This is a genomic window from Labrenzia sp. 5N (assembly GCF_012395805.1).
GTDB lineage: Bacteria > Pseudomonadota > Alphaproteobacteria > Rhizobiales > Stappiaceae > Roseibium > Roseibium algicola.
In genome coordinates this window covers 1,151,296-1,173,335 of the sequence record NZ_JAAZTM010000020.1, presented here as the reverse complement: position 1 = coordinate 1,173,335, position 22,040 = coordinate 1,151,296, and the positions used below count along the sequence as shown (strand labels likewise).

21 protein-coding genes are annotated in these 22,040 nt (G+C 59.2%); 11 read left to right on the top strand and 10 right to left on the bottom strand.

Annotated elements, in window-relative coordinates; translation table 11 throughout:
• Positions 1-130 precede the first annotated feature (130 nt).
• The 3 genes from HEP89_RS25820 to HEP89_RS25810 are packed head-to-tail and all read right to left on the bottom strand — an operon-like array spanning position 131 to position 2,690.
• Positions 131-646 (bottom strand): flavin reductase family protein, encoded by a 516-nt coding sequence (locus tag HEP89_RS25820; RefSeq protein WP_062489207.1) that lies wholly within the window; start codon positions 644-646, stop codon positions 131-133.
• Positions 646-1,536, bottom strand: coding sequence for an aldo/keto reductase (locus HEP89_RS25815; RefSeq protein ID WP_077290294.1), 891 nt, complete (start codon positions 1,534-1,536; stop codon positions 646-648). Before HEP89_RS25815 ends, HEP89_RS25820 begins: the two co-directional genes overlap by 1 nt.
• Positions 1,536-2,690, bottom strand: a complete 1,155-nt coding sequence (locus HEP89_RS25810; RefSeq protein WP_077293109.1) for an LLM class flavin-dependent oxidoreductase — start codon at positions 2,688-2,690, stop codon at positions 1,536-1,538. Before HEP89_RS25810 ends, HEP89_RS25815 begins: the two co-directional genes overlap by 1 nt.
• 190 nt (positions 2,691-2,880) lie before the next feature.
• On the opposite strand from HEP89_RS25810, the gene HEP89_RS25805 reads away from it, so the two are divergent.
• Both HEP89_RS25805 and HEP89_RS25800 read left to right on the top strand, forming a co-directional pair.
• Entirely contained in the window at positions 2,881-3,591 is a 711-nt protein-coding gene (locus HEP89_RS25805; RefSeq protein WP_055659191.1) for a GntR family transcriptional regulator, read from the top strand.
• Positions 3,592-3,626: 35 nt separating this feature from the next.
• Positions 3,627-4,751, top strand: a complete 1,125-nt coding sequence (locus tag HEP89_RS25800; RefSeq protein WP_077290293.1) for a Gfo/Idh/MocA family oxidoreductase — start codon at positions 3,627-3,629, stop codon at positions 4,749-4,751.
• A gap of 85 nt (positions 4,752-4,836) precedes the next feature.
• Here the strand turns inward: HEP89_RS25800 and HEP89_RS25795 are convergent, their stop codons facing one another.
• Positions 4,837-5,265 (bottom strand): hypothetical protein, encoded by a 429-nt coding sequence (locus HEP89_RS25795; RefSeq protein WP_023000203.1) that lies wholly within the window; start codon positions 5,263-5,265, stop codon positions 4,837-4,839.
• A gap of 214 nt (positions 5,266-5,479) precedes the next feature.
• Here HEP89_RS25795 and HEP89_RS25790 point away from each other — a divergent pair, with 214 nt between their 5' ends.
• Entirely contained in the window at positions 5,480-8,179 is a 2,700-nt protein-coding gene (locus HEP89_RS25790) for an SH3 domain-containing protein (protein WP_077290291.1), read from the top strand.
• 6 nt (positions 8,180-8,185) lie between these two features.
• Here HEP89_RS25790 and HEP89_RS25785 read toward each other — a convergent pair whose 3' ends face one another.
• Entirely contained in the window at positions 8,186-8,647 is a 462-nt protein-coding gene (locus HEP89_RS25785) for an Lrp/AsnC family transcriptional regulator (RefSeq protein WP_023000201.1), read from the bottom strand.
• 104 nt (positions 8,648-8,751) lie between these two features.
• Here HEP89_RS25785 and HEP89_RS25780 point away from each other — a divergent pair, with 104 nt between their 5' ends.
• Positions 8,752-10,218 (top strand): aminotransferase class V-fold PLP-dependent enzyme, encoded by a 1,467-nt coding sequence (locus tag HEP89_RS25780; RefSeq protein ID WP_077290290.1) that lies wholly within the window; start codon positions 8,752-8,754, stop codon positions 10,216-10,218.
• A 16-nt stretch (positions 10,219-10,234) separates the two neighbouring features.
• Positions 10,235-11,023 (top strand): class II glutamine amidotransferase, encoded by a 789-nt coding sequence (locus HEP89_RS25775; protein WP_023000199.1) that lies wholly within the window; start codon positions 10,235-10,237, stop codon positions 11,021-11,023.
• 84 nt (positions 11,024-11,107) lie between these two features.
• Here the strand turns inward: HEP89_RS25775 and HEP89_RS25770 are convergent, their stop codons facing one another.
• The 4 genes from HEP89_RS25770 to HEP89_RS25755 form a co-directional block, all read right to left on the bottom strand.
• Positions 11,108-11,479 (bottom strand): STAS/SEC14 domain-containing protein, encoded by a 372-nt coding sequence (locus tag HEP89_RS25770; RefSeq protein ID WP_077290289.1) that lies wholly within the window; start codon positions 11,477-11,479, stop codon positions 11,108-11,110.
• A 139-nt stretch (positions 11,480-11,618) separates the two neighbouring features.
• Positions 11,619-12,239, bottom strand: coding sequence for an HD domain-containing protein (locus HEP89_RS25765; protein WP_077293108.1), 621 nt, complete (start codon positions 12,237-12,239; stop codon positions 11,619-11,621).
• 49 nt (positions 12,240-12,288) lie between these two features.
• Positions 12,289-12,858 (bottom strand): helix-turn-helix transcriptional regulator, encoded by a 570-nt coding sequence (locus HEP89_RS25760; protein ID WP_077290288.1) that lies wholly within the window; start codon positions 12,856-12,858, stop codon positions 12,289-12,291.
• 88 nt (positions 12,859-12,946) lie between these two features.
• Entirely contained in the window at positions 12,947-13,573 is a 627-nt protein-coding gene (locus tag HEP89_RS25755; protein ID WP_055659209.1) for a DapH/DapD/GlmU-related protein, read from the bottom strand.
• A gap of 399 nt (positions 13,574-13,972) precedes the next feature.
• On the opposite strand from HEP89_RS25755, the gene phnC reads away from it, so the two are divergent.
• The 5 genes from phnC to HEP89_RS25730 all read left to right on the top strand — a co-directional run bounded on the left by phnC (position 13,973) and on the right by HEP89_RS25730 (position 19,501).
• Positions 13,973-14,806: a phosphonate ABC transporter ATP-binding protein gene (gene phnC / locus HEP89_RS25750; protein WP_077293107.1), complete on the top strand. Its 834-nt coding sequence runs from the start codon at positions 13,973-13,975 to the stop codon at positions 14,804-14,806.
• Between the two features lie 58 nt (positions 14,807-14,864).
• Positions 14,865-15,779 (top strand): phosphonate ABC transporter substrate-binding protein, encoded by a 915-nt coding sequence (gene phnD, locus HEP89_RS25745; protein ID WP_077290287.1) that lies wholly within the window; start codon positions 14,865-14,867, stop codon positions 15,777-15,779.
• Between the two features lie 182 nt (positions 15,780-15,961).
• Positions 15,962-16,810, top strand: coding sequence for a phosphonate ABC transporter, permease protein PhnE (phnE, locus tag HEP89_RS25740; RefSeq protein WP_023000192.1), 849 nt, complete (start codon positions 15,962-15,964; stop codon positions 16,808-16,810).
• Between the two features lie 11 nt (positions 16,811-16,821).
• Entirely contained in the window at positions 16,822-18,156 is a 1,335-nt protein-coding gene (gene phnE / locus HEP89_RS25735) for a phosphonate ABC transporter, permease protein PhnE (RefSeq protein WP_168693353.1), read from the top strand.
• Positions 18,157-18,313: 157 nt separating this feature from the next.
• Positions 18,314-19,501: a lytic murein transglycosylase gene (locus tag HEP89_RS25730; RefSeq protein ID WP_055659212.1), complete on the top strand. Its 1,188-nt coding sequence runs from the start codon at positions 18,314-18,316 to the stop codon at positions 19,499-19,501.
• A gap of 50 nt (positions 19,502-19,551) precedes the next feature.
• On the opposite strand, the gene HEP89_RS25725 is transcribed toward HEP89_RS25730, so the two are convergent.
• Complete coding sequence (locus HEP89_RS25725; protein ID WP_168693352.1) at positions 19,552-21,156, bottom strand: tetratricopeptide repeat-containing diguanylate cyclase; 1,605 nt, start codon at positions 21,154-21,156, stop codon at positions 19,552-19,554.
• A 186-nt stretch (positions 21,157-21,342) separates the two neighbouring features.
• Between HEP89_RS25725 and parA the strand changes: the two genes are divergently transcribed.
• On the top strand, positions 21,343-21,984 hold the full coding sequence (gene parA, locus HEP89_RS25720) for a ParA family partition ATPase (RefSeq protein ID WP_023000188.1): 642 nt from the start codon (positions 21,343-21,345) through the stop codon (positions 21,982-21,984).
• Positions 21,985-22,040: the final 56 nt, after the last annotated feature.

Genomic DNA, 22,040 nt, shown 5'->3' with positions numbered 1-22,040 from the left:
ATGTGCGCGAACATGAGAACCGTGAAGCTGATCATGTAAAAAGTGGTGAAGCGGTCTTCTGCGTTCTCCTGAGACAGAAGGCTCCTCACTTTCCTCCAGAACGGGCCGGTCGCCGCCCCGTTTTCCGCCCTTATTTTGGAGCGATTTGTCCGAGTTTGCCTGCATAAAACGTCAGGGCCTCGCCTGAACGCATCTCGGCCTGCAACACCTGCCCAAGAACGATCAGATGATCGCCGCCCTCATAGGCGGTGAAGCGCTTGCACTCGAAGCGGGCGAGACAGTTTTCGATCAGGGGCACGCCGTTGTCGTCGATCGTATAGGTGAGCTGATCGAAAGCATGGGCATTGCGCACGAAACCGTTGCAGACTTCAGCCTGTTCGTTGCTGAGCACGTGAATGGCGTAATGTTCGGCCGTTTCGAAATACCTGAACCTTCGCGATCCCTTATCCGGCATCCACAGGACAAGTGCCGGTTCCAGGGAGACGGATGAGAAGCTGTTGGCTGTAATGCCGACGGGGCCGTCGGCCGAGCCGGTGGTCACCACCGTAACACCGGTGGCAAATCGACCGAACGCATCCCGCAAGAGGCGGGTGTTTTCGGCGTCCGGTTCGAAGGTCACGGTATGATTGGCATTCTGCATGGTCATCAGGGCACCTCTGTTCCAAGCGCCGCTTCGTAAAGACGGTACCAGGTTTCGCGATCCAGGCTGACTTTCAGCGCGTCGGAGATCTGGGCAATGCGCTCCAGATTGTTCGTGCCCATGACCGGCAAAAGTTGCGCCGGATGAGCCAGAAGGAAGGCGACCGCGACTGCGGACCGGTCTACACCGGCCTCTGCAGCGATTTCGTCCATCACGGTGCCAAGTTTGCCACGTTCGGAAATCAGCGAGCCGCCGCCGAGGGGAGACCATGCCATCAACCGGGTGCCGAGGCGCTGGTGGAACGCGAGGTCGCCATTGGTGAACGGCGCTATTTCCTTCAGTGATATCTCGATCTGGTTGGTCATAAGCCGGTTCGACATCGCCGACTGCAGCAGCTCCCAGTCCCACGGGCGGAAATTGGAGACACCGACATTCCGCACCTTGCCGCTCTTGACCAGGTCATCGAGCGCGGCGCCGGTCTCGTGATGATCCATCAGCGGGTCCGGGCGATGGATCAGCAGCAGGTCGATGGTCTCGATGCCCATCTCCGTGAGGGAGAACTCGACCGACTTCTCGATGTGAGATCGGGACGTGTCGTAGTATTTCACCCTGGCATCCGAGTACCGTCCCATCGGCGCGACAATGTCGCATTTGGTGACGATTTCCATCTGACCACGCAGGGCCGGATTGGCCTTCAGCGCCCCGCCAAGCACGGCCTCTGCGGCATAACCGCCGTAAATGTCAGCCTGATCGAAGGTTGTGATGCCCTGGTCGAGACAGGTCTGGATCTTGCGTTCCACGTAAGCGGGGGACGTGTCGCTGTCGTCGCCGATGCGCCACATGCCATAGATCAGCCGGGAGAAGTCCAGGGTTTCAGAAAGTTTCACGCGGTCCATTAGCGGCGCACTCCTTGGCCAAGTGGGGTTGCCGGCGTTTGAGCCGGTACACGACCATAGGCGTGCGGCAGGGAACATGTCTTCAGATTCGGCAGGACCCTGGACCCGAAATGCCTGGCTTCTTCCAGGTGCGGATAGCCGGAGAAGATGAAGGCACGAATGCCCATCTTCTGATAGGCCTCGATCTTGGACATCACCTGATCGGTTGACCCGACCAGCGCTGCCCCGCAACCGGACCGCGCCCGGCCAACACCCGTCCACAGGTTCGGTTCGATGTAACCGAATTCATCGGCGATCTCGCGGTTCTTTGCCTGGTGGCTCACCCCCAGCGACTTGGCATCCAGTGCCCGTTCGCGAATGGCGGTTCCCTGGGTCTCGTCAAGTTTGGAGACGATATAGTCCGCGTATTCCTGCGCTTCCTTTTCCGTGTCGCGCACGATCATGTGCACGCGCAGGCCATAGTCGAGTGTACGGTTGTATTTCTCGGCGACTGCGTTGACCGCCTTCATGCGGCCTTCCAGTTCCTCGATCTTTTCCGGCCACATCAGGTAGACGTCGCAATGCTGACCGCAAAGGTCCAGCGCATCCGGAGAATAACCCCCGAAATAGAGCAGGGGGCCACCGGTCTGGTAAGGCCGGGCGGGGTCCGTGGTCAGGCCCTTGAAGTTATAGACCTGGCCTTCGTAATTGATTTCGTCCTGCGTCCAGGCCTGCTTCAGGATCTCCACCACTTCCCGCGAACGCTGGTAGCGATAGTTGCTGTCGGCCTGCTCGCCAGGAAAGTCGGACGAGATGATGTTGACCGTCAACCGGCCCTCGAGCATGTGATCCAGCGTGGCAATGGTCCGCGCCAGCATGATCGGCTGCATCTCGCCGCAGCGAACCGCTGCCAGCAGGTTGATCTTGTCGGTGATCGGCGCGCAGCCGGCGACGAAGGACAGGGTGTCCTGGCCCACCTGATAGGACGACGGGCACAGGATGTTGCGGAAGCCCTGCTGCTCGGCTGTTTTCACGATCGAAGAGCAATGCTCCCAGGAGGAACGCAGATGGCCTTCGGGTACGCCCAGAAACTGATAGTCGTCGGAACACAATGCGGCGAACCAGGATACCTCCGCTGCATCAAGATCCGGTGACGTGACTGGGACTACGGTCATGAAGTGCCTCCCTTGGACCATCTTGTAGAATACCGAAACCCGCATGCGCCGACATGGGTGCGATTGAGGTTTCGCTATTTTCGTTTGTTTTCGAATGGCTTCATTCTGCCTTCGATTTCTTCTTGCATATCACCCGTTTTGATGTAAATCAATAGTGTATCAATTTTGAAAACGAGACCTTCGAACCGCCATGCCAACCGCCTCGCAAACCTCTACCGCGCTGCCGTTATATGTGCAGATAAGCGAGCTTTTGATCAGGGATATCGCGGCCGGGCGGCTGATCGACGGGGAGCGGCTGCCGCCTGAAAGGGACATGGCAGAGGAGCTTGGCATCTCCATCGGAACCCTTCGCAAGGCACTCGCCGACCTTACGCAAAAAGGCTTACTCGAGCGGATCCAGGGGTCGGGAAACTACATACGGCAGGGCGGTACGCATGAGAGCGTCTACGCCATGTTCCGTCTGGAACTCCTGACAGGAGGTGGTCTGCCTCGCGCGGATATTCTGGACGTAAAGCGCCTGGACAAGCCGGACGATCTGCCGCTTTTCGGTACCAGCGCCGAAGGCACCCGTATCCGCCGGCTGAGGTTTCTCAACGACGTGATGATCGCGGTGGAGGAAATCTGGCTCGACGGCGACGCGGGATTCGTGCGGCGCGAGCTTCTGTCGGACTCGCTTTACCGCTTTTACCAGAAACACCTCGGGTTCTGGATCGTGCGTGCAGAAGACCGAGTGACCATCCGTGCGCTGCCGGATTGGACGCCGGAACTCTTTCAGAAGACGCCGGGCACTCTCACAGGCTTTGTCGAACGGTTCAGCTGGGCGGATCGCCCCAAGCCGGTCGAATATTCGCGAACCTGGTTCGACACGGACCGGGCGCATTACGTGCAGCGCTTGAAATAGGTGGACGAGAAATGCCACCGCGCATGGAGGACTGAATGCCTGCAAAGGTAAGATATGGTGTCATTGGCTGTGGGATGATGGGGCAGGAGCACCTGCGCAACATCGCACTCCTGCCGGACACCGAAGTAACGGTGATCTTCGAGCCGGACGCCGGAATGGCGGAAGCGGCCGCAAGATTTGCGCCTCTTGCGCGATTTGCCAATTCCGTTTCGGAACTGCTGGAAGTGGACGAACTGGACTGCATCCTGATTGCCAGTCCGAACCACTGCCATGTGCCGCAGATGGAAGAAATTCGCCGCAAGCGCCCGTTGCCGCTTCTCGTCGAAAAACCTCTCTTCACCGATCCCAAGGATGTTGCCGAGCTGGAGGCTTTCAAGGCGTCCTATCCGGCGCCCGTGTGGGTAGCGATGGAGTACCGCTACATGCCGCCGATCGCGGCGTTGATCGAGCAGGCGGAAGCAGCCACTGGCGGCATCAAGATGCTGACCATCCGCGAACACCGTTTTCCCTTCCTCGACAAGGTCGGCGCATGGAACCGGTTCAACCGCTACTCCGGTGGTACATTCGTTGAAAAGTGTTGCCATTTCTTCGATCTCATGCGGCTGATCATGCAATGCGAACCAGTCCGCGTGATGGCGTCGGCCGGCCAGGATGCCAACCACAAGGACGAGGTCTACAATGGCGAGCAGCCGGACATACTCGACAATGGCTATGTGATCGTCGACTTCGAAAACGGTGCTCGGGCCATGCTGGAACTTTGCATGTTTGCCGAAGGCTCGCGCTACCAGGAAGAAGTGTCGGCCGTTGGCCCGGAAGGCAAGATCGAAGCCTTCGTGCCGGGTCCCGGACGCTTCTGGCCAGAACACCTCGGCGAGCCGCCGGTGCCCCAGCTTGTCGTGTCGCCCAGGTACCCGAAGGGACCGCGCCAGATCGATATTCCGGTTGACCCGATGATCCTCGATGCAGGCGACCACAATGGCTCGACATTCTATCAGCACGAAGGCTTCGTGGCTGTCGTACGCGGTGAAAAGTCGACACCTGAAGTGACGCTTGAAGACGGATGGCGGGCTGTGGAAATGGGGCTGGCGGCACAGCAGTCTGCCCGTACGGGTCAGTCCGTGACGCTACGATCTCAGGCGCTTTCCTCCGTCGCCTGCTGACAAGACGATTTTCCTCTGGAAACCTGGCCGGTACGACATTTGTCGTGCCGGCTTTTTTCTTGCCAGTCCGGCAGGCGAGAAAGGGCTACCAGCGTTCCTTTGGCAACAGGGACTGCACGTTGTTGGAACTGAAGCCATCCCGTCCGCGCCGCAGGTTGATGGCGCGGATCGGCACCTGGTATTCTCGGCCCGTGTCCGACTTCTTGCACTGCTGTTTCCGGTAGGCGAAATTGTCCGGCACGTTCCTGTGGTTTTGTACAAGGACGCAGAAGACGTCGTAGCGGCCGTTCACGGCCACGTCCCGCCGCGCGCCCTGGGCGACGATTACCTGCATGTGGCGGGTGAAGGCCTTGTCGAAAAGCATAAAGTTGCAGTAGGGCTCGCTGCCGTTGGGTGTGCGCGTGCTCTGGCAATAAAATATTTCTGCCCAGGCTTTCTGCGGAGCAGCGAGCGGGAAAGAGCCGATCGAGACCAAGCCCGCCAATACGGCTGCCAGAGCGTAACGCTTCACCATTCCCTTAAACTCCTGGTCGAAATGCAGTTTTTTTCAACGTGATCTTGCGGACAGAATATCACTCCACGTAAGATTTACCCGTGACGCCCCTCACAGGGAATAGGCGTGACGACGAAATTTAGCTTGCCTCGGGAACGCACAGGTTCCCGTCACGTGCACAGACACATGCACCGACATCGACAGGGTTGGTTGAACCGGCCCCCGGGAGGTCCCAATGCGTAAGTCTCTTTCCGTTCTTTTGTCTTCCACTTTGATTTTGCAAACGGTTTTCGTAAACGGCGTGCTTGCCGCGCCGGCCCTGACGACCGCCAACGTGAATTTCCGACAAGGCCCGGGAACGAACTTCGGCTCACTGGGAACGGTGCCGTCCGGCACGCAGGTCGAAATGGAGAACTGCGATGACAGCGGGGCCTGGTGTTCAATCAGCTACAACGGCCAGAACGGGTTTGTCAGCGGACAGTATCTTCAGCTTAGCGAACCGGAACAGACGACCGGCTGGCCGCGGTCTTTCCAGACCGACGCCGGGGCGACGCTGGTGCTCTACCAGCCGCAATTCACCGAGTGGGACAACTTCAAGACCCTGAAGGCGATGGTGGCAGCGGAATACATCAAGGACAAGGATGCCAAGCCTGTCTTTGGTGTGATCGGTGTCAGCGGCGCGACCGTGGCCGACACCGACAAGAGCGAAGTTGACATCAACCAGATCCAGGTAACGGAACTGAACTTTTCGGCCTTGGACCGGGAATCCCTCACTGACCTGTCGCTTCAGGTCGGCAAGATCATGCCGACAGGTACGATCACCGTGAAAGAGGATCGGATCACCGCAGGCCTTGCCGAATACCAGCGCATGGAGGATGTCCAGGGCCTGAGTTCGGAAGCACCACCTATCTATGTCTCGACCGAGCCGTCCATTCTCGTGCAGACCGAAGGCACGCCGATCTTTGCGCCAGTCAAGGGTGATCAGGGGCTCAGCTTCGTGGTCAACAGCAACTGGGACATTCTGAAAATCGACGAGAGCGGCGAACTCTATCTGCGCGATGAAAAATCCTGGATGAAAACCAAGGACGTCTCGGCAGGGTGGGAAGCGGTCGACAAGCTGCCGGATCTGATCGGGTCTCTTCCAGATGACGATAACTGGAAGGAAACCCGGGAAGCGATCCCGGGGGAACCGTTCGCGGACAATACTCCGCCGAAGGTGATCTATTCAGACACACCGGCCGAAATGATCGTCTTTGACGGCGAACCGGCTCTGGAACCGGTGGATGGCACCGATCTGGAATGGGCGTCCAACACCGAAAGCGACGTGTTCTTCCTGAAATCGACGTCCACCTGGTACATTCTGGTATCCGGCCGCTGGTTCAAGTCGACCTCGCTCGACGGGCCGTGGACTTTCACCACTCCGGACATGCCCTCCGATTTTCAGAACCTGCCGGAAGACGCGCCTTACTATTCGGTCCGTTCGTCCATTCCAGGCACTTCTGAAGCCTCGCAGGCACGGCTGAAAGCCAGCATTCCGACAACGGCTCGCGTTGAGGTCGGTTCCGTCAGTGCGGATGTCTCCTATGCCGGCGATCCGGAATTCGAGAAGATCGACGGCACGTCGATGTCCTACGCGGTCAATACCAGCGACCAGGTGATCCAGGTCGGTGCGAAATACTACGTGCTGCAGGACGGTGTCTGGTTTGTCGGAGACAGCCCGGAAGGACCATTTACGGTTGCCACGGCGGTTCCTGACGAGATCTACACCATTCCGCCGTCTTCCCCGGTCTACAACACCACCTATGTGCGCATCTACGACAGCGAACCGGGAGCGGTCTGGTACGGCTACACGATGGGCTATCTGGCTGGGTTCCTGTCCTGGGGCGTCTTCGTTTACGGCACAGGCTATTATTATCGGCCCTGGTACCGTCCGGGGCTGCGCCCGATCTACTTCCCGCGTCCGGTGAGCTACGGGATCGGTGCCTTCTACAATCCGGTCCGTGGCACTTTCGGACGCTATGGCTATGCCTACGGTCCGCTGCGCGGCATCGCCGGCGGTGGCATCTATAATCCGCGTACGGGCGGCTACATTCGCGGTGCCGCCATCAGCGGCCCGCTCGGCAGTGCAGGCTTCATCAGCGCCTATAATCCGCGGACCGGCAATCGTGTCGTGGTTGGCGGAGCCCGGGGCATTTACGGCTCCTGGGGTGGCAAGGTCGTAAGCGGGCCGGAATGGTCACGCACGCGCGATATCCAGGCTGGCGCCGTGCAGCGCTGGAAGCAGGACGGCAATCTGGGCCGTGTGGCAAATCTTGATCGCCGTGGTGACGTCTTTGCCGGCCGGGATGGTAGCGTCTATCGCCGCGATGGTGAGAAATGGCAGAAATTCGAGGGTGGTCGTTGGGGCGAAGTCGCTGCGCCCTCCCGCGAGGCAATCCAGGACCGCATGGGTGACATTGGTGCCGGACTGGCCGGGGGAGCGATCGGCGCCGGCGCAGGAACAGCCCTTGCCAACCGCCCCCTTGGCGACAAGATCCAGAACCGGCCGAATGTTCAACGCCCGACCAACCTGCCTGCTGGCCAGCGTCCGAATATCGAGCGTCCCAACGTCCAACGCCCGAATGTTCAAAAGCCGAATGTGGAGCGCCCAAACGTCCAACGCCCGGCGCAGCGGCCCAACGTTCAGCGCCCCAATGTGCAACGCCCGAATATCCAGAAACCGAATGTGCAGCGACCGGCGACCCGCCCTGCCACACGTCCGGCGGCCCGGCCCCAGGCGCCTGCACACCTGAGCAGGGACAACCGGGCGAGAACTGCAGGCAACCGGCAGGTCAATCGGCAGCGCAACGTTCAGCGCTCACGTCCGCAGGCACGCCCGCAACGTCATGGCGGCGGCGGCGGTGCGCGCAGGGGAGGCGGCGGACGCCGCCGCTGAGAAAACCTAGATTGGAAGGTCGCGGGCATCCGCGATCGATTCCATGGTCATGTACGACGTGACCGTATCCAGATCAACTTTCTCGATCAGGCGCTGATAGACGCGGTCGAAGGCATTCATGTCTTCGGCCACCACTTTCAGCATGTAGTCGTAGTCTCCGGCAATCCGGTAGAAATCGATCACGTTCGGAATGGCCACCACTTCGCCCCTGAACCTTTCCAGCCACTCCTTGGAATGGTGCCGGGTCCGGATCATCACGAAGACCGTGAGGTTCAACCCGAGCTGCGCCGGGTCCAGCCGGATCGTATGTCCTTCAATCAATCCACTGTCGTACAGCGTTTTCAACCGGCGCCAGCAGGCATTCTGGGAAAGACCGACCTTGTCGGCAAGGTCTCTTTGCGAAAGACGTGCGTCGCGTTGCAGGGCGCGCAGCAGCGCGCGATCAATATGATCGAATTTTTTCTCCATGTTCGATCAATTGACACGATCTGGAGCCTAAAACAATCGAATGAGGTGAAGATATCCCAGTGAAAGGGGTCGTATGATCCGAAAAAGGCGTTTCGGAGCACAAAATGACCCAAAAAACAGGCACGGCACTCGATCATTTCATCGAGGAACTGAAATCTCCGGACCTGATTTCCCGCCTACGCGCGGGATTGATCGGCGAGGGGGCAACCATTTCAGGTCCGTTCGGCGAGCGCGAGCTGATCTATGCCGACTACGTCGCCTCCGGGCGGGCTCTGCGTCAGGTCGAGGAATTCGTTCTGGAAGAAATCCTGCCGGTCTACGCGAACAGCCACACCGAGGCCTCCTACTGCGGCAGCGCAATGACACGAATGCGGGAGGCTGCGCGATCTGAAATCGCCCGCATTTGTGGGGCTGACCAGGGCTACGCGACGGTCTTTTGCGGCTCGGGGGCAACCGCAGGCCTTAACCGGCTTGTACATCTTCTTGGTGTTTCGGCCGCCGCAGAGCGGGGAGAACAGCCACTTGTTGTGATCGGTCCCTATGAACATCACTCAGACATTCTGCCCTGGCGCGAGAGCGGAGCGGAGGTGATCGAGATAGACGAAGCGGAGACTGGTGGTCCTGATCTTGCGGAGCTCGAGGTTGTCTTGCGCAAGGCGGGGGCCGGCCGGCTGATTGTTGGAGCATTCTCGCTGATGTCCAACGTAACCGGCATCGTTACCGACGACGTGGCGGTCACACGCGTTCTGAAGCGTTACGGCGCACTCAGCGTTTGGGATTGCGCGGGTTCCGGCCCTTACCTCCCGGTAGATATGAAAGCCGGCACGGATGCCCAGAAAGATGCGGTTGTTGTCTCGCCGCACAAGTTCATCGGTGGGCCAGCCGCGTCAGGCGTCATGATCGTGCGCAAGGAAGCTGTCAGCAAGGCGACACCGGTCTTTCCGGGCGGAGGAACGGTACGCTTCGTCTCGCCCTGGGCTCACGATTATTCAGACAATCTTTCAGCCCGCGAGGAAGCCGGTACGCCGAACGTGATCGGCGATATCCGGGCGGCGCTCGCCTTTCTGGTCAAGGAAGCCATTGGGCAGCGGCTCATGGACGAGCGGAACGCCGCCTGGCGCGCCAAGGCGCTGGCGGTCTGGCGTGACAATCCGGCGATCGAGATCCTCGGAAACGACAAGGCCCGTCACGTGCTACCCGTGTTCTCGTTCCGTGTGAAGGATCTGGAACGCGGAGGCTATGTGCACCAGCAGCTCGTCACCCGCATGCTATCGGACATCTATGGCATCCAGGCCCGTGGTGGCTGCGCCTGTGCCGGGCCCTATGCCCATCGGTTGCTGGATATCGGTCCGGAACAGTCCGAAGCGTTGAGGGCCGGTATTCTTTCCGGTGAAGAACTGAAGAAACCCGGCTGGACACGGCTCAATTTTTCAGTGCTCATGACAGTAGACAAGGCGGACAGGATCATTGCCGCCGTCGAAGATCTGGCGCTGCATCCTTATCCGGCCGCGGATTACTACGCGTGCGATGAAACCACGGCCCGGTTCAAGGCCATGCAAGACGCTGCTTGAAGGACACCAAGTCGACATGTGCCGCTGGGCTGCCTGGAGCGGAGCTCCCAAATACCTGGAAGAAGTCATTTGCGATCCGGCGCATTCGCTGATCGACCAGAGCCGCAACGCGCTGTCCTGCAAGACATCGGTCAATGCCGACGGGTTCGGCGTTGCCTGGTACGGCGACCGGGACACCCCTTGTGTCTACAAGGACGTCCGGCCCGCCTGGTCGGATCCAAACCTGTTGCAGATTTCCAAGCACATCCGGTCTCGCCACTTCCTGGCACATGTGCGCGCCTCAACCGGAACGGCGACTACGCGGGACAACTGCCATCCTTTCACGTTCCAGCGCTGGACCTTCATGCATAACGGTCAGGTCGGCGGCTACGACAAGGTGAAGCGCCGCCTCGACAACATGATCCCGGACGACCTTTACCGCGACCGCATTGGCGGCACCGACAGCGAAAGTCTGTTTCTGGTCGCGCTCGCCTATGGACTCAATCTGCACCCGCGCGCGGCCATGGCGAGAGCTGTGTTCGAAGCAGAAGCCCTGTCCAAATACGCCGGAACGACGCCGCACATGCGTTTTGCTGCCGGCTGGTCTGATGGTGAAACGCTCTATGCCGCCCGCTATGCTTCGGACAACCTGGCGCCGACGCTCTATTACCGGGTGTATGACGACGGTGTGATGGTGGTGTCCGAACCGCTGGATGAAGCCCGCGGATGCTGGATGGAAGTGCCTCAGGGCCAGATGATCGAGGTCAGGGACGGCAAGGTGAACCAGGTTGCCTTCCTGAGTGATGAACAGCTCGCCGACGCCTGAGTTTCCGCACTGACCTGCCAGCACTGATTTGCCAGATGAGGCTGGACGGCAGCCTCAGTGGCAGAAATCGCCAAGGGCTTGACCTCAGACTGGCGTTTCGATCCAGTGCCAGGCGATATCGATTTCATCCCGGTCGAAGTGCTTTTCCTGAATGCCGACCATCCGTGCAAACGTGGCGTCGATCGCAACGAGGGCGGCAAGCAGCTTGCTGTCCGTAACGATGGCGATCTTGTTGAGATGCTGCATGTTGGCAAGCACCCACCGGATGTCCGCCTTGGCGGCTTCGAAGGAAACGCCGACATGATCACAAAGAACGACCAGAACGCTGATCTTGCCCTGATCTTCAATCATCTCCTCGGCCTTGGCGATCAGTTTCTTTTCCTGATCAATATCGATTTTTCCGGAAATCTCGACACCGAGAACGGCACCCTGGCTGCGGGGCAGAATGGTGTACATGCTGGTTCCTCCGGCAGTGACTGGACGGCACAACCAGAAGGGTAAACCCAAACACGAAAAATAAGAACCTGCATGACCTTTTTTGCTGACCACCCGGCAAGGCACCAGGCACCCTTGAGCGGCAAAGTCTCTGGTGCAATCAGGCGATTTCCCGTCCGGCGCCCGTCATCATGGTGCGGGTCAGCTCGTCGACTTCGTCCCGCAACTGGCGCGTGAGAGCACTGCAATCGGTACGATCACGGCCGTAACCCAGGTTGAACTCATAAAATGAAGGCGCTTGCCTTGGCATCAGAACGTGCTGAAGCATGGTCTCCAGCTTGTCGAACGCCTTGGCAAGTCGGGCTTCGACGGTTCGTGCCGCTGCATACTCATCCCAGAGAGAGGTTAGCTCCCCAGCCACGTCACCCGGCAGCGGTTCACACAAGGTCAGGAAGTCCCGCCTCTCGCGTTCCTGCCGGTCGTCACCCGGCGTCTGGAGTGGAGCGGGGACATCTCCGGAGATGGCTTCGCCCAGGTCATGCACAAGCGTCAGCTTCAGGAGTTTGAGCAAGTCGACTTCTTTCAGCTCTGGTTCGAACAACAGAACCATCAAGGCCAGTCGCCAGCTATGTTCGGCAGTGCTCTCCGGCCTGCCGCCGGTTGTCGTTCCCGAGCGAAGCGTGTCTTTCAGCTGCTCTGCAGCCTGAAGGAAGTCCAGCAGGCCCGTCAGTCTGGTGTGGGGAATTTCAGGAAGATCGAGGGAAGGGGGCGTCTTTGTCATGGTGGCCAGATTATTGCGGGCCACCGCGCCAGACGAGTTACCGCATAATTTATGCGGAATCCTGTTCTTCACGGACCAGCCGCGCAAACCGTCCGTCTGACAGCGGCAGGCGCGAAATCCGGATGATGCTCTCCGGGATGGTCATTTCCGGAAAATCAACGTGTTCTGTTCGGTAGACAATGTCCGGAGAATCCGGCTCGAACCAGCCATAGTCGGTCAGTCTGTGCTCCGTTGCCCGGATGCCTTCGGACGCAAAACGCCACAGGGGCCGGTTCAGAAACTCGTTCACCGGTGCGCGCCATTCGCAGGCACGCGGTACGGACATGGCCAGCAGCCTGTGTGTGAGGTCGCAGACCAGATGCACGGGAACTGCGGACCGGGAGACAAGATCAAGCAGGGCCTTGTCGGCGGCGCTCTCCGGACGTGCCCTCAGCAGACGGGTGATCTTCGCCCTGTCGCTGTCGTCCGGCTGCGACATGCCACTCTCCCAGCGCGATATCCTCGTCTGCGAGACGCCGAGTTCATGCGCCAGAGCTTCTTGCTTGACCCGGTTCAGAACGCGCCAGCGCCGCAGCGACGGTCCAAGACTGCTTTCAAGAACGGCGGTTTCTGTTTGCATGGTGCAAGTGTAACGCGTCCCGGGAATTTTGTGCAGCGGGAAAAGAGGGCACGGCTCACCAGAGCAGGTGCCCGCGCCACCTGCGGGATCAGCGATACTTCTCGATGAACGCGTCGATCGACAACTTGCGAAAATCGGGTAGCCGTTGCTTCAGCTCTTCATGGGACCAGTCCCACCAGGAGATATCGATCAGCGCCTGTTCCTGCTGTTCGGTGAAACGCCGTTTGATTTCCCTGGCGGCCACACCGCCAACAACGGTGTAAGGGGCGACATCCTTGGAGACGACTGCCCCGGCTGCAACAATAGCTCCGGTGCCGATCGAGACGCCGGCAAGCACCGTGACGTTGTGGCCGATCCACACATCATGGCCAATGGTGACCCAGTCGTCCTTGCGCCACTGGAAGAAATCCGCGTCGTCTTCGCCAAGGTCATAGGCAGCAGCGCGGTAGGTGAAGTGGTGCTGAGAGGCGCGCCAGGTTGCGTGGTTTCCCGGATTGATGCGGACGCGACGGGCGATGGAACAGAACTTGCCGATGGTCGACCAGACGACATCGCCTTCCTGCACGATATAGGAATAGTCCCCCATGCTGCTTTCGCGCATTTCCGTGCGTGCGCCAACCTCGGTCCAGATGCCGAGATCACAATTCAGCACCCTGGCCTCCGGGTGAATGTTTGGGGCTTCGGTCAGGGAAGGCTTCTGGGTCGGGGCGGACATGGATGCTCCATATAGCGTTGGAAGGAGTGCGGAAACGGTTTGTAGCCGTGTTGCTGGCACCGGTCGTGACGCTTTGATGACACTGGCGTGACTCCCGTCACTTTTTTTGCATGCATCCACAGCGGTGAAAACGGCATTTGGCGGGTAGAAGCCTTGTATTTGAGCACTGATTTCCGAGTGAATTTCAGCCAGGCATGTGTGACGCCGAGGGGGCCCGGAAAGCGCTGAGAGCGCTGCGGAATTCCCGCCGGAGATGGTTGTTCTGCCAATGCTTCAGGCAGGGATGTCATTGATTTGTCATAAAATTTTGGGCTCCCCGACAAAGGAATGTCATTTTTCTGTAATGGTCCGGTGGCTCTTGTCGCGCAGCACGACGAACACAACGGACAGGGCTGGCGCGTGATTCAATTTCAGGAAGTCACCAAGACCTTCGGGTCTCGGACCGCGGTCAACAAAGTAAGTTTTAATATCGAAATACCGCAGATGGTCGGGATCATCGGTCGGTCCGGTGCCGGCAAGTCAACCTTGCTGCGCATGATCAACCGGCTGACCCCCGCCAGCGCCGGACAGATCCTGTTCGATGGCCGGGACATTCTCAGCCTGAAAGGCGGCATGATGCGCCGCTGGCAGCGCGACTGCGCCATGGTGTTCCAGCAGTTCAACCTGGTGCCGCGCCTGGATGTTGTCACCAACGTCATGTTGGGGCGCCTCAACGGTCACGGCACCTTGAAGAGCCTCTTCAACATCTTCAGCCAGGAAGACGTCAATTCCGCGCTTGGTGCGCTCGACAGACTGGGCATTGCCCAGGAAGCCACCAAGCGGGCCGAGGAGCTGTCCGGTGGTCAGCAGCAGCGTGTTGCGATTGCCCGCGCTCTTATGCAGGACCCGCACATGATCCTGGCGGACGAGCCGATTGCCTCGCTCGATCCGATGAATGCCAAGATCGTCATGGATGCGCTGCGTGAAATTCACGAGCGCGACAACAAGATCGTCATCTGCAACCTGCACACGCTCGACACTGCCCGGACCTATTGCGACCGGGTGATTGGCATGCGCGACGGTTTCCTCGTGTTCGACGGGGCGCCGGAAGCGCTGACCACGGCTGTCGCACGCGAAATCTACGGTGCCGATGAAAGCTTCAACGAGGCGGCGACATCCACCGCCATCGATGCCGGCCAGCCCGGTTCCAGAGAATCCGCCGGTGCGATGACCCCGGCGGCAGCAGCGGTCTGATCCGGCTGCGCACCCGCTTAACGTCATCAAAATTGAGAACTCTCGGGGAGTGTCCCAAATGAAACTCGTTGCTAAAGTTGCTGCGCTTGCTGCCGTCAGCATAATCGCTTTGAACGCTTCTGTTGCCGGTGCTGCGGAAATCACGGAATTCCGTATCGGCCTGCTCGGCGGCGAAAATGCCTCCGACCGTCTGCGTGCCAACGAATGCCTGCGCGAAAAGACCGAGGAACTGCTCGGCGTTCCGACAAAGCTGTTTGCTCCGGCAGACTACAACGGCGTTATCGAAGGCCTGCTCGGCGGTAACCTCGACATGGCCTGGCTCGGTGCTTCCGGCTACGCAAAAGTCTTCCTGACCGACCCGGAAGCCGTTGAGCCGGTTCTGGTCAAGGTCAACAACGACGGCAGCTACGGCTACTACTCCATCGGGTTTGCCCGCGTCGACAGCGAGATCAACTCCCTGGAAGACATGAAGGGCAAGACCTTCGGCTTCGGCGACCCAAACTCCACGTCCGGTTACCTGATCCCGTCCATCGAAATCCCGAAACTCGGTTACTCCATGAAGCCGGGTGAGTATTTCTCCGACGTCGTCTTCACTGGCGGTCACGAGCAGACCATCGTTGCCGTATTCAACGGCGACATCGCAGGCGGCGTGACCTGGGCTGACGGTCTTGGCGAATGGGAAGACGGCTACAATTCCGGCGCTCTGCGCAAGGCAACCGATGCGGGTCTGGTCGACATGACCGAGATCAAGGAAATCTGGCGTTCGCCGGTGATCCCGGAAGGTCCGGTCGTCCTGTCCAAGAAGCTGCCGGACGACATCAAGGCAAAGATGACCGAGTTGATGGCCAACCTCGTCAAGGAAGACAAGGAATGTGGTTACGGCGTGATGGCCGGTGAAGCACGCGGCTTCGAACCGATCACCCATGCGGCTTACGAATCCATCGTCGCTGCCCGCAAGGCAAAGAGCGAGTAATCGGAAGTTCCGATCTCCGCGCGGGCCGGTCTCCGGCCCGCGTTTTCTCAAGTATCGGCCAGCGGAATCGACTTTCCGCCAGAAGTGGCTCCACAGGGCGAGGATCGCCAGGTTTCGAAGAGTTGATCCAGCCAAGCCACCCCGCTTCGGATGAAGTGAGCATCAAGTAAAGGTCCCAAACAATGGCTGTTGCCGCACTCGAGCAGGAAATCCTGTCCATGCGCAAACGCCGCCAGCTCTATTCGTTGATAGGGTTGCTGCTGGTCGTAGCGGTTCTGGTCTCCGGTTATTCGAAATCCAATTCGATGAATTCCGGTGGATTTATTCAGGGTCTTTCCAAATTCTTCGACTATCCGGGCGAGATCGTCGTAGAAGCCTTTGAAGCCGGTCCGGCCTTTTTCTCGCTGATGCTGCAGTTCGTTCCGGCCATGCTGGAAACCTTGAACATTGCCGCGGTTGCGACCCTTCTGGGCGGCGCGATGGCGGTGGTGCTGGCCATGGCCTCTACACGCAATGTCGACAGCTGGGGACCGTTGATCCCGGTGGTTCGCCGCATCATGGACATTACACGTGCCTTTCCCGAACTGATCATTGCCCTGTTCCTGATTTTCGTACTCGGCTCCAGCCCTGTACCAGCCATGATCGCCGTCGCGTTTCATACCGCCGGTGCGCTCGGCAAACTCTTTTCCGAAGTGAACGAGAACATCGACCGCAAGCCAATCGAGGGCCTGTCGGCCTGTGGGGCCAGCTGGCTGCAACGCATCCGGTTTGCGGTGCTGCCCCAGGTGGCGCCGAACTATCTCAGCTATTTCCTGCTGCGCCTTGAAATCAATGTGCGTGCTTCTGCCATTCTCGGCTTCGTTGGCGCTGGCGGCATCGGCCAGGAACTTCGCCGCACGATCGGCTGGGGCAAGGGTGCAGGCGATGAAACCGCCGCTATCTTCGTCCTTCTGTTCATAACCATCATGGCCATCGACCAACTGTCGTCCTATCTGCGCGGCAAGCTGGTCGGGTCCGGCCGGGCGCATTGAGGGGAAATCTCATGACCGTCGATACGCTCGAAACACCCGTCACCCAGGCTCTGGTCTGGAACCAGGTCCGCCGGCGCGCATGGCTCACGGTCGTCGTACCGCTCGCGATCTTCACCTACCTCGTTTACACGTGGTTCGCCTTCGGGGTGCCGGAACTGCTCTCTCGTGCCCAGCCGGAACGGGCGGTGATCCTGGCAACGGATAGCGTCGCCTACAAAGTTCACGTCACAAAGAGCTTCCGGGACAACGAGTTCGAAGTTGCGATCGAAGGCGAGCGCACCGCTACCTACGACAACGCCAAGGTACCTGACTGGGTGCAGCTCAGCGGCGAAAATAGTGTGGTTGACCTCGGCGATGGCTACAAGGTCGAGATCGATGGCAGGACAGCCCTGTTCACCATCCCGGGCTATGGCGTGGTGGAGGGCACCGCGACTGCCGATGGTGTCGAAACGGTTCTGCCGGCAGGGCCGGCACCGGACTGGATCAAGATCGATCCGCGCAAGCTCGATGTGCGCCCGACCCTTGATCGGCGCCTTCAGGTCACCAAGACGAAGATCGAGGTTCACAACTATTTCGGCGGTTGGGAGAACTTCTGGTTTCCGTTCCGCTCACCACTTTACGGCATGTCCTTCAGCCAGCTTTATGCGTTGGCTTTGAGCTCGGACCGAATGGATCCGGAAACGTCGAACATCTGGTTTATCGTGAACGAGTTTCTGGAAAACCCTGACTGGCAGCACGGCAAGGTTCTTACCGCCTTGTTCGAAACCATCATGATGGCCGTTCTCGGCACTCTCACGGCCGCATTCTTCGGATTGCCGCTGGCGTTTCTTGCAGCTCGCAACTTCACGCCGTCGAAGCTGCTTCGGTTCGGAACACGCCGCCTCTTCGATTTCCTGCGCGGCATCGACATGCTGATCTGGTCGCTGATCTTCATTCGCGCCTTCGGTCTCGGGCCGCTGACAGGAGCTCTGGCAATTGCCTTCACCGATACCGGTTCGCTCGGCAAACTGTTTTCCGAAGCGCTGGAGAACATCGACAACAAGCAGGTCGAGGGCGTGAGGGCGACCGGCGCCAATCAGATTCAGCGGTATCGCTACGGTGTGATCCCGCAGATCCTGCCGGTCTTCGTTTCCCAGGTCCTCTACTACCTGGAATCGAACACCCGGTCAGCCACGGTCATCGGTGCTCTCGGGGCAGGGGGGATCGGTCTCTTGCTGGTCGAAACCATGAAGACCTCGCGCGATTGGGAAAACACCAGCTACATCATCATCCTGACAATCATTGTCGTGATCCTGATGGATCAGACCTCAGGTTGGCTGCGCCGGAAGCTGATTGAAGGCAAATAGGTCCGTCTGACCTGAAAGTGATAAACCCGGCGCGGTAACGGCACCGGGTTTATCTTGATAACTGCAGGTACCCCCTTTTTTGCCGCATTTATGTCGCGCTAGCGTGTCAGCGTTCGGAAATTGCTTCGAAGCTGCGGAGGGGGCTGTGCGCCAGGGCATGCGAAATCATCTTGTGAATGTTGCGTTCGGAACCGGTCTGTCCATGATGGCCATGGCAGGATCGGCCTTTGCGATCGAAAGCTGTGTTGCATCCCTGAAGAAACAGGCTGTTGCCGCAGGCGTCCGGCCGGACATCGCCGAGCGCATGCTGTCAGGTGCAACCTTTGACGAGAAGGTCATCCGGTTCTCGACGTCCCAGCCCGAGCACAAGACCGAAATCTGGGATTACATGGCCTTTCTGGTCGACGCGCAGCGGATCCAGGACGGCAAGGCAAACCTGAAAAAACACAACAGCACACTCACCTCCATCGAAAAGCGGTACGGTGTCGACCGGCACGTGGTTCTGGCGGTCTGGGGCATCGAGAGTGACTACGGCAACTTCCGCGGCGATTTCTACACCCCACATGCTTTGGCCAATCTGGTTTGCGCCGGCAAACGGCGCCAGAAATACTTCCAGGGCGAACTGATCAAGACCATGCAGATTGCTTCACGAGGGGATGTACCGGCCAAAGACTTCGTCGGCTCCTGGGCAGGGGCTTTCGGGCAAACCCAGTTCATGCCAAGCACCTACAACAGTCTCGCGGTCGACTTTGACGGCGACGGCCGCAAGGATCTGGTGAATTCCGTCCCCGATGCCCTGGCTTCAACGGCAAACTTTCTGAAAAATGCCGGATGGAGCAACAGCCGACCCTGGGGATACGAGGTCAAGGCACCGAAGAGTTACAGTGGGCCGTCGGGTCTGAAGAACTATTCCTCCCTGTCGACCTGGGCCAAAAGAGGCTTCACCAAAATCGACGGCGGCGGTCTTTCCGGCAATCTGGATGCAGCGCTGATCCAGCCGGCAGGAGCGGGTGGCCCGTCCTTCCTGGTGACCCGCAACTTCCGGGCCCTGCGCTCCTACAACGCATCAACGTCCTACGGTCTGGCGATCGCCCTTTTGTCGGAACTCGTATCAGGCGGCGATCCGTTCAAGACACCCTGGCCGACGGACAACCCCGGTCTTTCCCGTGCTCAGCGTGTGGAGCTGCAGAAGCTTCTCAACCGCAACGGCTTCAACGTCGGTGAACCGGACGGGAAAGTCGGCCCGGCCACACGTGAAGGCATCCGCAAGGCCGAGGCACGCCACGGCCTCCCGGTAACAGGACGTCCGTCCTGGAATGTGTACTCGGTGCTGGGGGGGAAATAGCCCACGGGCAACCGGCTGAAATAGGGTGAACCCTGCTTGACAGGTGCCGCTCAGGAAGCGTTCTGGGGAATGGAAAGCGGCACACTGGAATGAAGGCAGCTTCTGTTTCTGCCCGTTTTCTTGGCTTGATACATGGCCTCGTCCGCGGTCCTGAGAAGCTCATATTCGAGGTCCGGGCCGTTCGCCTGAACCGAGACCCCGACGCTTGCGCCGACCGTCCTGTCGACCGCCCCTTTGATCGGGATCGGCAGGTTGATGTCGTAAACGATCCTGTCTGCCAGGGCAGATAGACTGTCCGCGTCAGTGCGCCGTGTCGACAGGATCAGGAATTCGTCGCCGCCCATCCGGATGATCGTCTCATCTTGTTGCAGCAAATCCGACAACCGTTCGGCCACTGCCTTGATGACCTGATCACCGACCGAATGGCCATGGTGATCGTTGACGGTCTTGAACCTGTCCAGATCGATCAGAATGGCGGCAACTTTGACGCCGGGGCCCACGGTGAGCCGGGTCGTTTCGAAGAATTTCGACATCATGCGCCGATTGCCGACACCTGTCAGCGCGTCGTGCAGTGCGTTGAATTCGATCTGGGCGTTGAGTTCAAGAAGGCTCGTGTTTGCCTCCTGCAATTCCGTGTTCAAGGTTTCGGTTCTGGTGCGCAATTCCCTCTCGTAATCAGCCTTGCTGTGTGCAAGCCGGAATTCCAGACGGTTCCGGAAATCGTTGCTCTGGCGTTCCGTTTCCTCGGTGAACATCTTCTTTTGAAGTTTCACATAGGCCTTCAGATAGTCGAGTGCACTGCGGTGCTCTTCCAGGGCTTCGTGGGTCTGGGAGAGCTTGAGGTAGAAGTTTCGCGTCCAGTGGTGATAGTCGGCACCGGCAGCGTTCAGCAGACCGTTTTCCAGTTCGACGCGCGCTTCGTCATAGCGTTTCTCTTCGAAAAGGCTCAATCCGAGCACGTAGTAAAGGTGGCAGGCGACCCGGTGATCCTGGCTGAACTGTGCCGCTGCCAGGCCCTTGGCGGCGCAGGCGCGTGCCTCCTTCAATGAGCCGGTTTCCACCAGCGCCGCTCCCAGCACTTCATAGGCATAAGGCAGGTTCACGGCGTTGCGATGCTCCAGGGCATCTTCCAGGCACGCCTTTGCCGCTTCGACGGCTGCCTCGGGACTGCCACACCGCAATTCGGTGCGCGATAGGGTTTGCAGGATGTGCGAACGCTCGTAAACAAGGCCCAGCCGATCGGCGATGTCCATGGCTTCCTGAAGCTTGGACTGTGCCTTTTCGTAGTCATGATAATAGGCGCACATGTTGGCGAGCACGGTCAGCGGCTCGATACCGGCGCGTCCGTGAGTTGCCGCCCCGAGGATCTCCAGGCTTTCTCCCAGAATGGCATCGGCCTGGCTGAGTTCACCGAGGCTGTAGACGCAAACCGACTTGATGACCAGAAGCTCGGACCAGCCTTCCGGATCCTGCCTGGGATCCATCATCGAGAAGGCTTTGTCTGCAAGCTTTGCCGCCGCATCGAAATGACCGGACCAACGCTCCAGCCATGCAAGATTGAACTGAAGGGGACGGTTGCCGGGATCCGGTTCCGGCTGCCGTTTCAGCGCGTCATACAAAAGGCGTTTGCAGAACGCCGGATTGCGCCATCGCAAGGCCCAGCTTCGCTCTTGCAGTTCCTTCAGGTGCGCCTCCCTTGACGGCAGTTTTTAAAAAATACCACTGGTGATCATAGCCATAATTCCGGAAACGCAACGTAAATTCATTTGGATAAGACATAGATTTGTTGCGTTGCGAAAAACATCAGCGCAATATATTGGCGAAATTCTGGAGGTTTAGGCATGTCCGGGCGGATTCTGACGGTTGCACAGCAAAAAGGCGGGTCGGGGAAGACAACCCTTGCGGCCCATCTTGCCGTTGCGCTTGCCAAAAAGTCCGGCGAACCGGTGGCAATCCTCGACGTGGATCCGCAAGGCTCTTTGGGGACCTGGTTCGAGGCACGCGAAGACAACTTTGGCGAAGACAATACCGGTCTTGAATTCCGCACCGCGTCAGGCTGGGGCGCAAGGCGTGAGGCGCGTTCGCTCGCAAAGTCCCATGGTTACGTTGTCATCGATACACCGCCCAAGACCGACAGTGATGCCAAGCCGGCAATCGACGCCGCTGACTTCGTGATCGTTCCGATCCAGCCGACGCCGGTCGATCTCTGGGCAACCTCGCAGACGATCGAGATGGCTGCGCGTGAAGATACTCCCGCACTTCTGGTGCTCAACCGCGTGCCGCCCCGCGCGTCCCTGACAGGCGAGATGGCGGACGCCATTGCCGCTTCGGGATATGACGCGCTCAATGCCCGCCTGGGCAACCGGACCGTCTTTGCCTCTGCAATGGGCAGAGGCCGCGCCGTGACCGAGGACGCACCATCGAGCAAGGCGGCCCAGGAAGTTGCGCTGCTGATCGAGGAACTGGTCAGCAGGATCGGCTGAGCTCTCAGACCATCTCGTCTGCATGTGCGAGACCACGCCCTTGTGTCAGGAGAGTT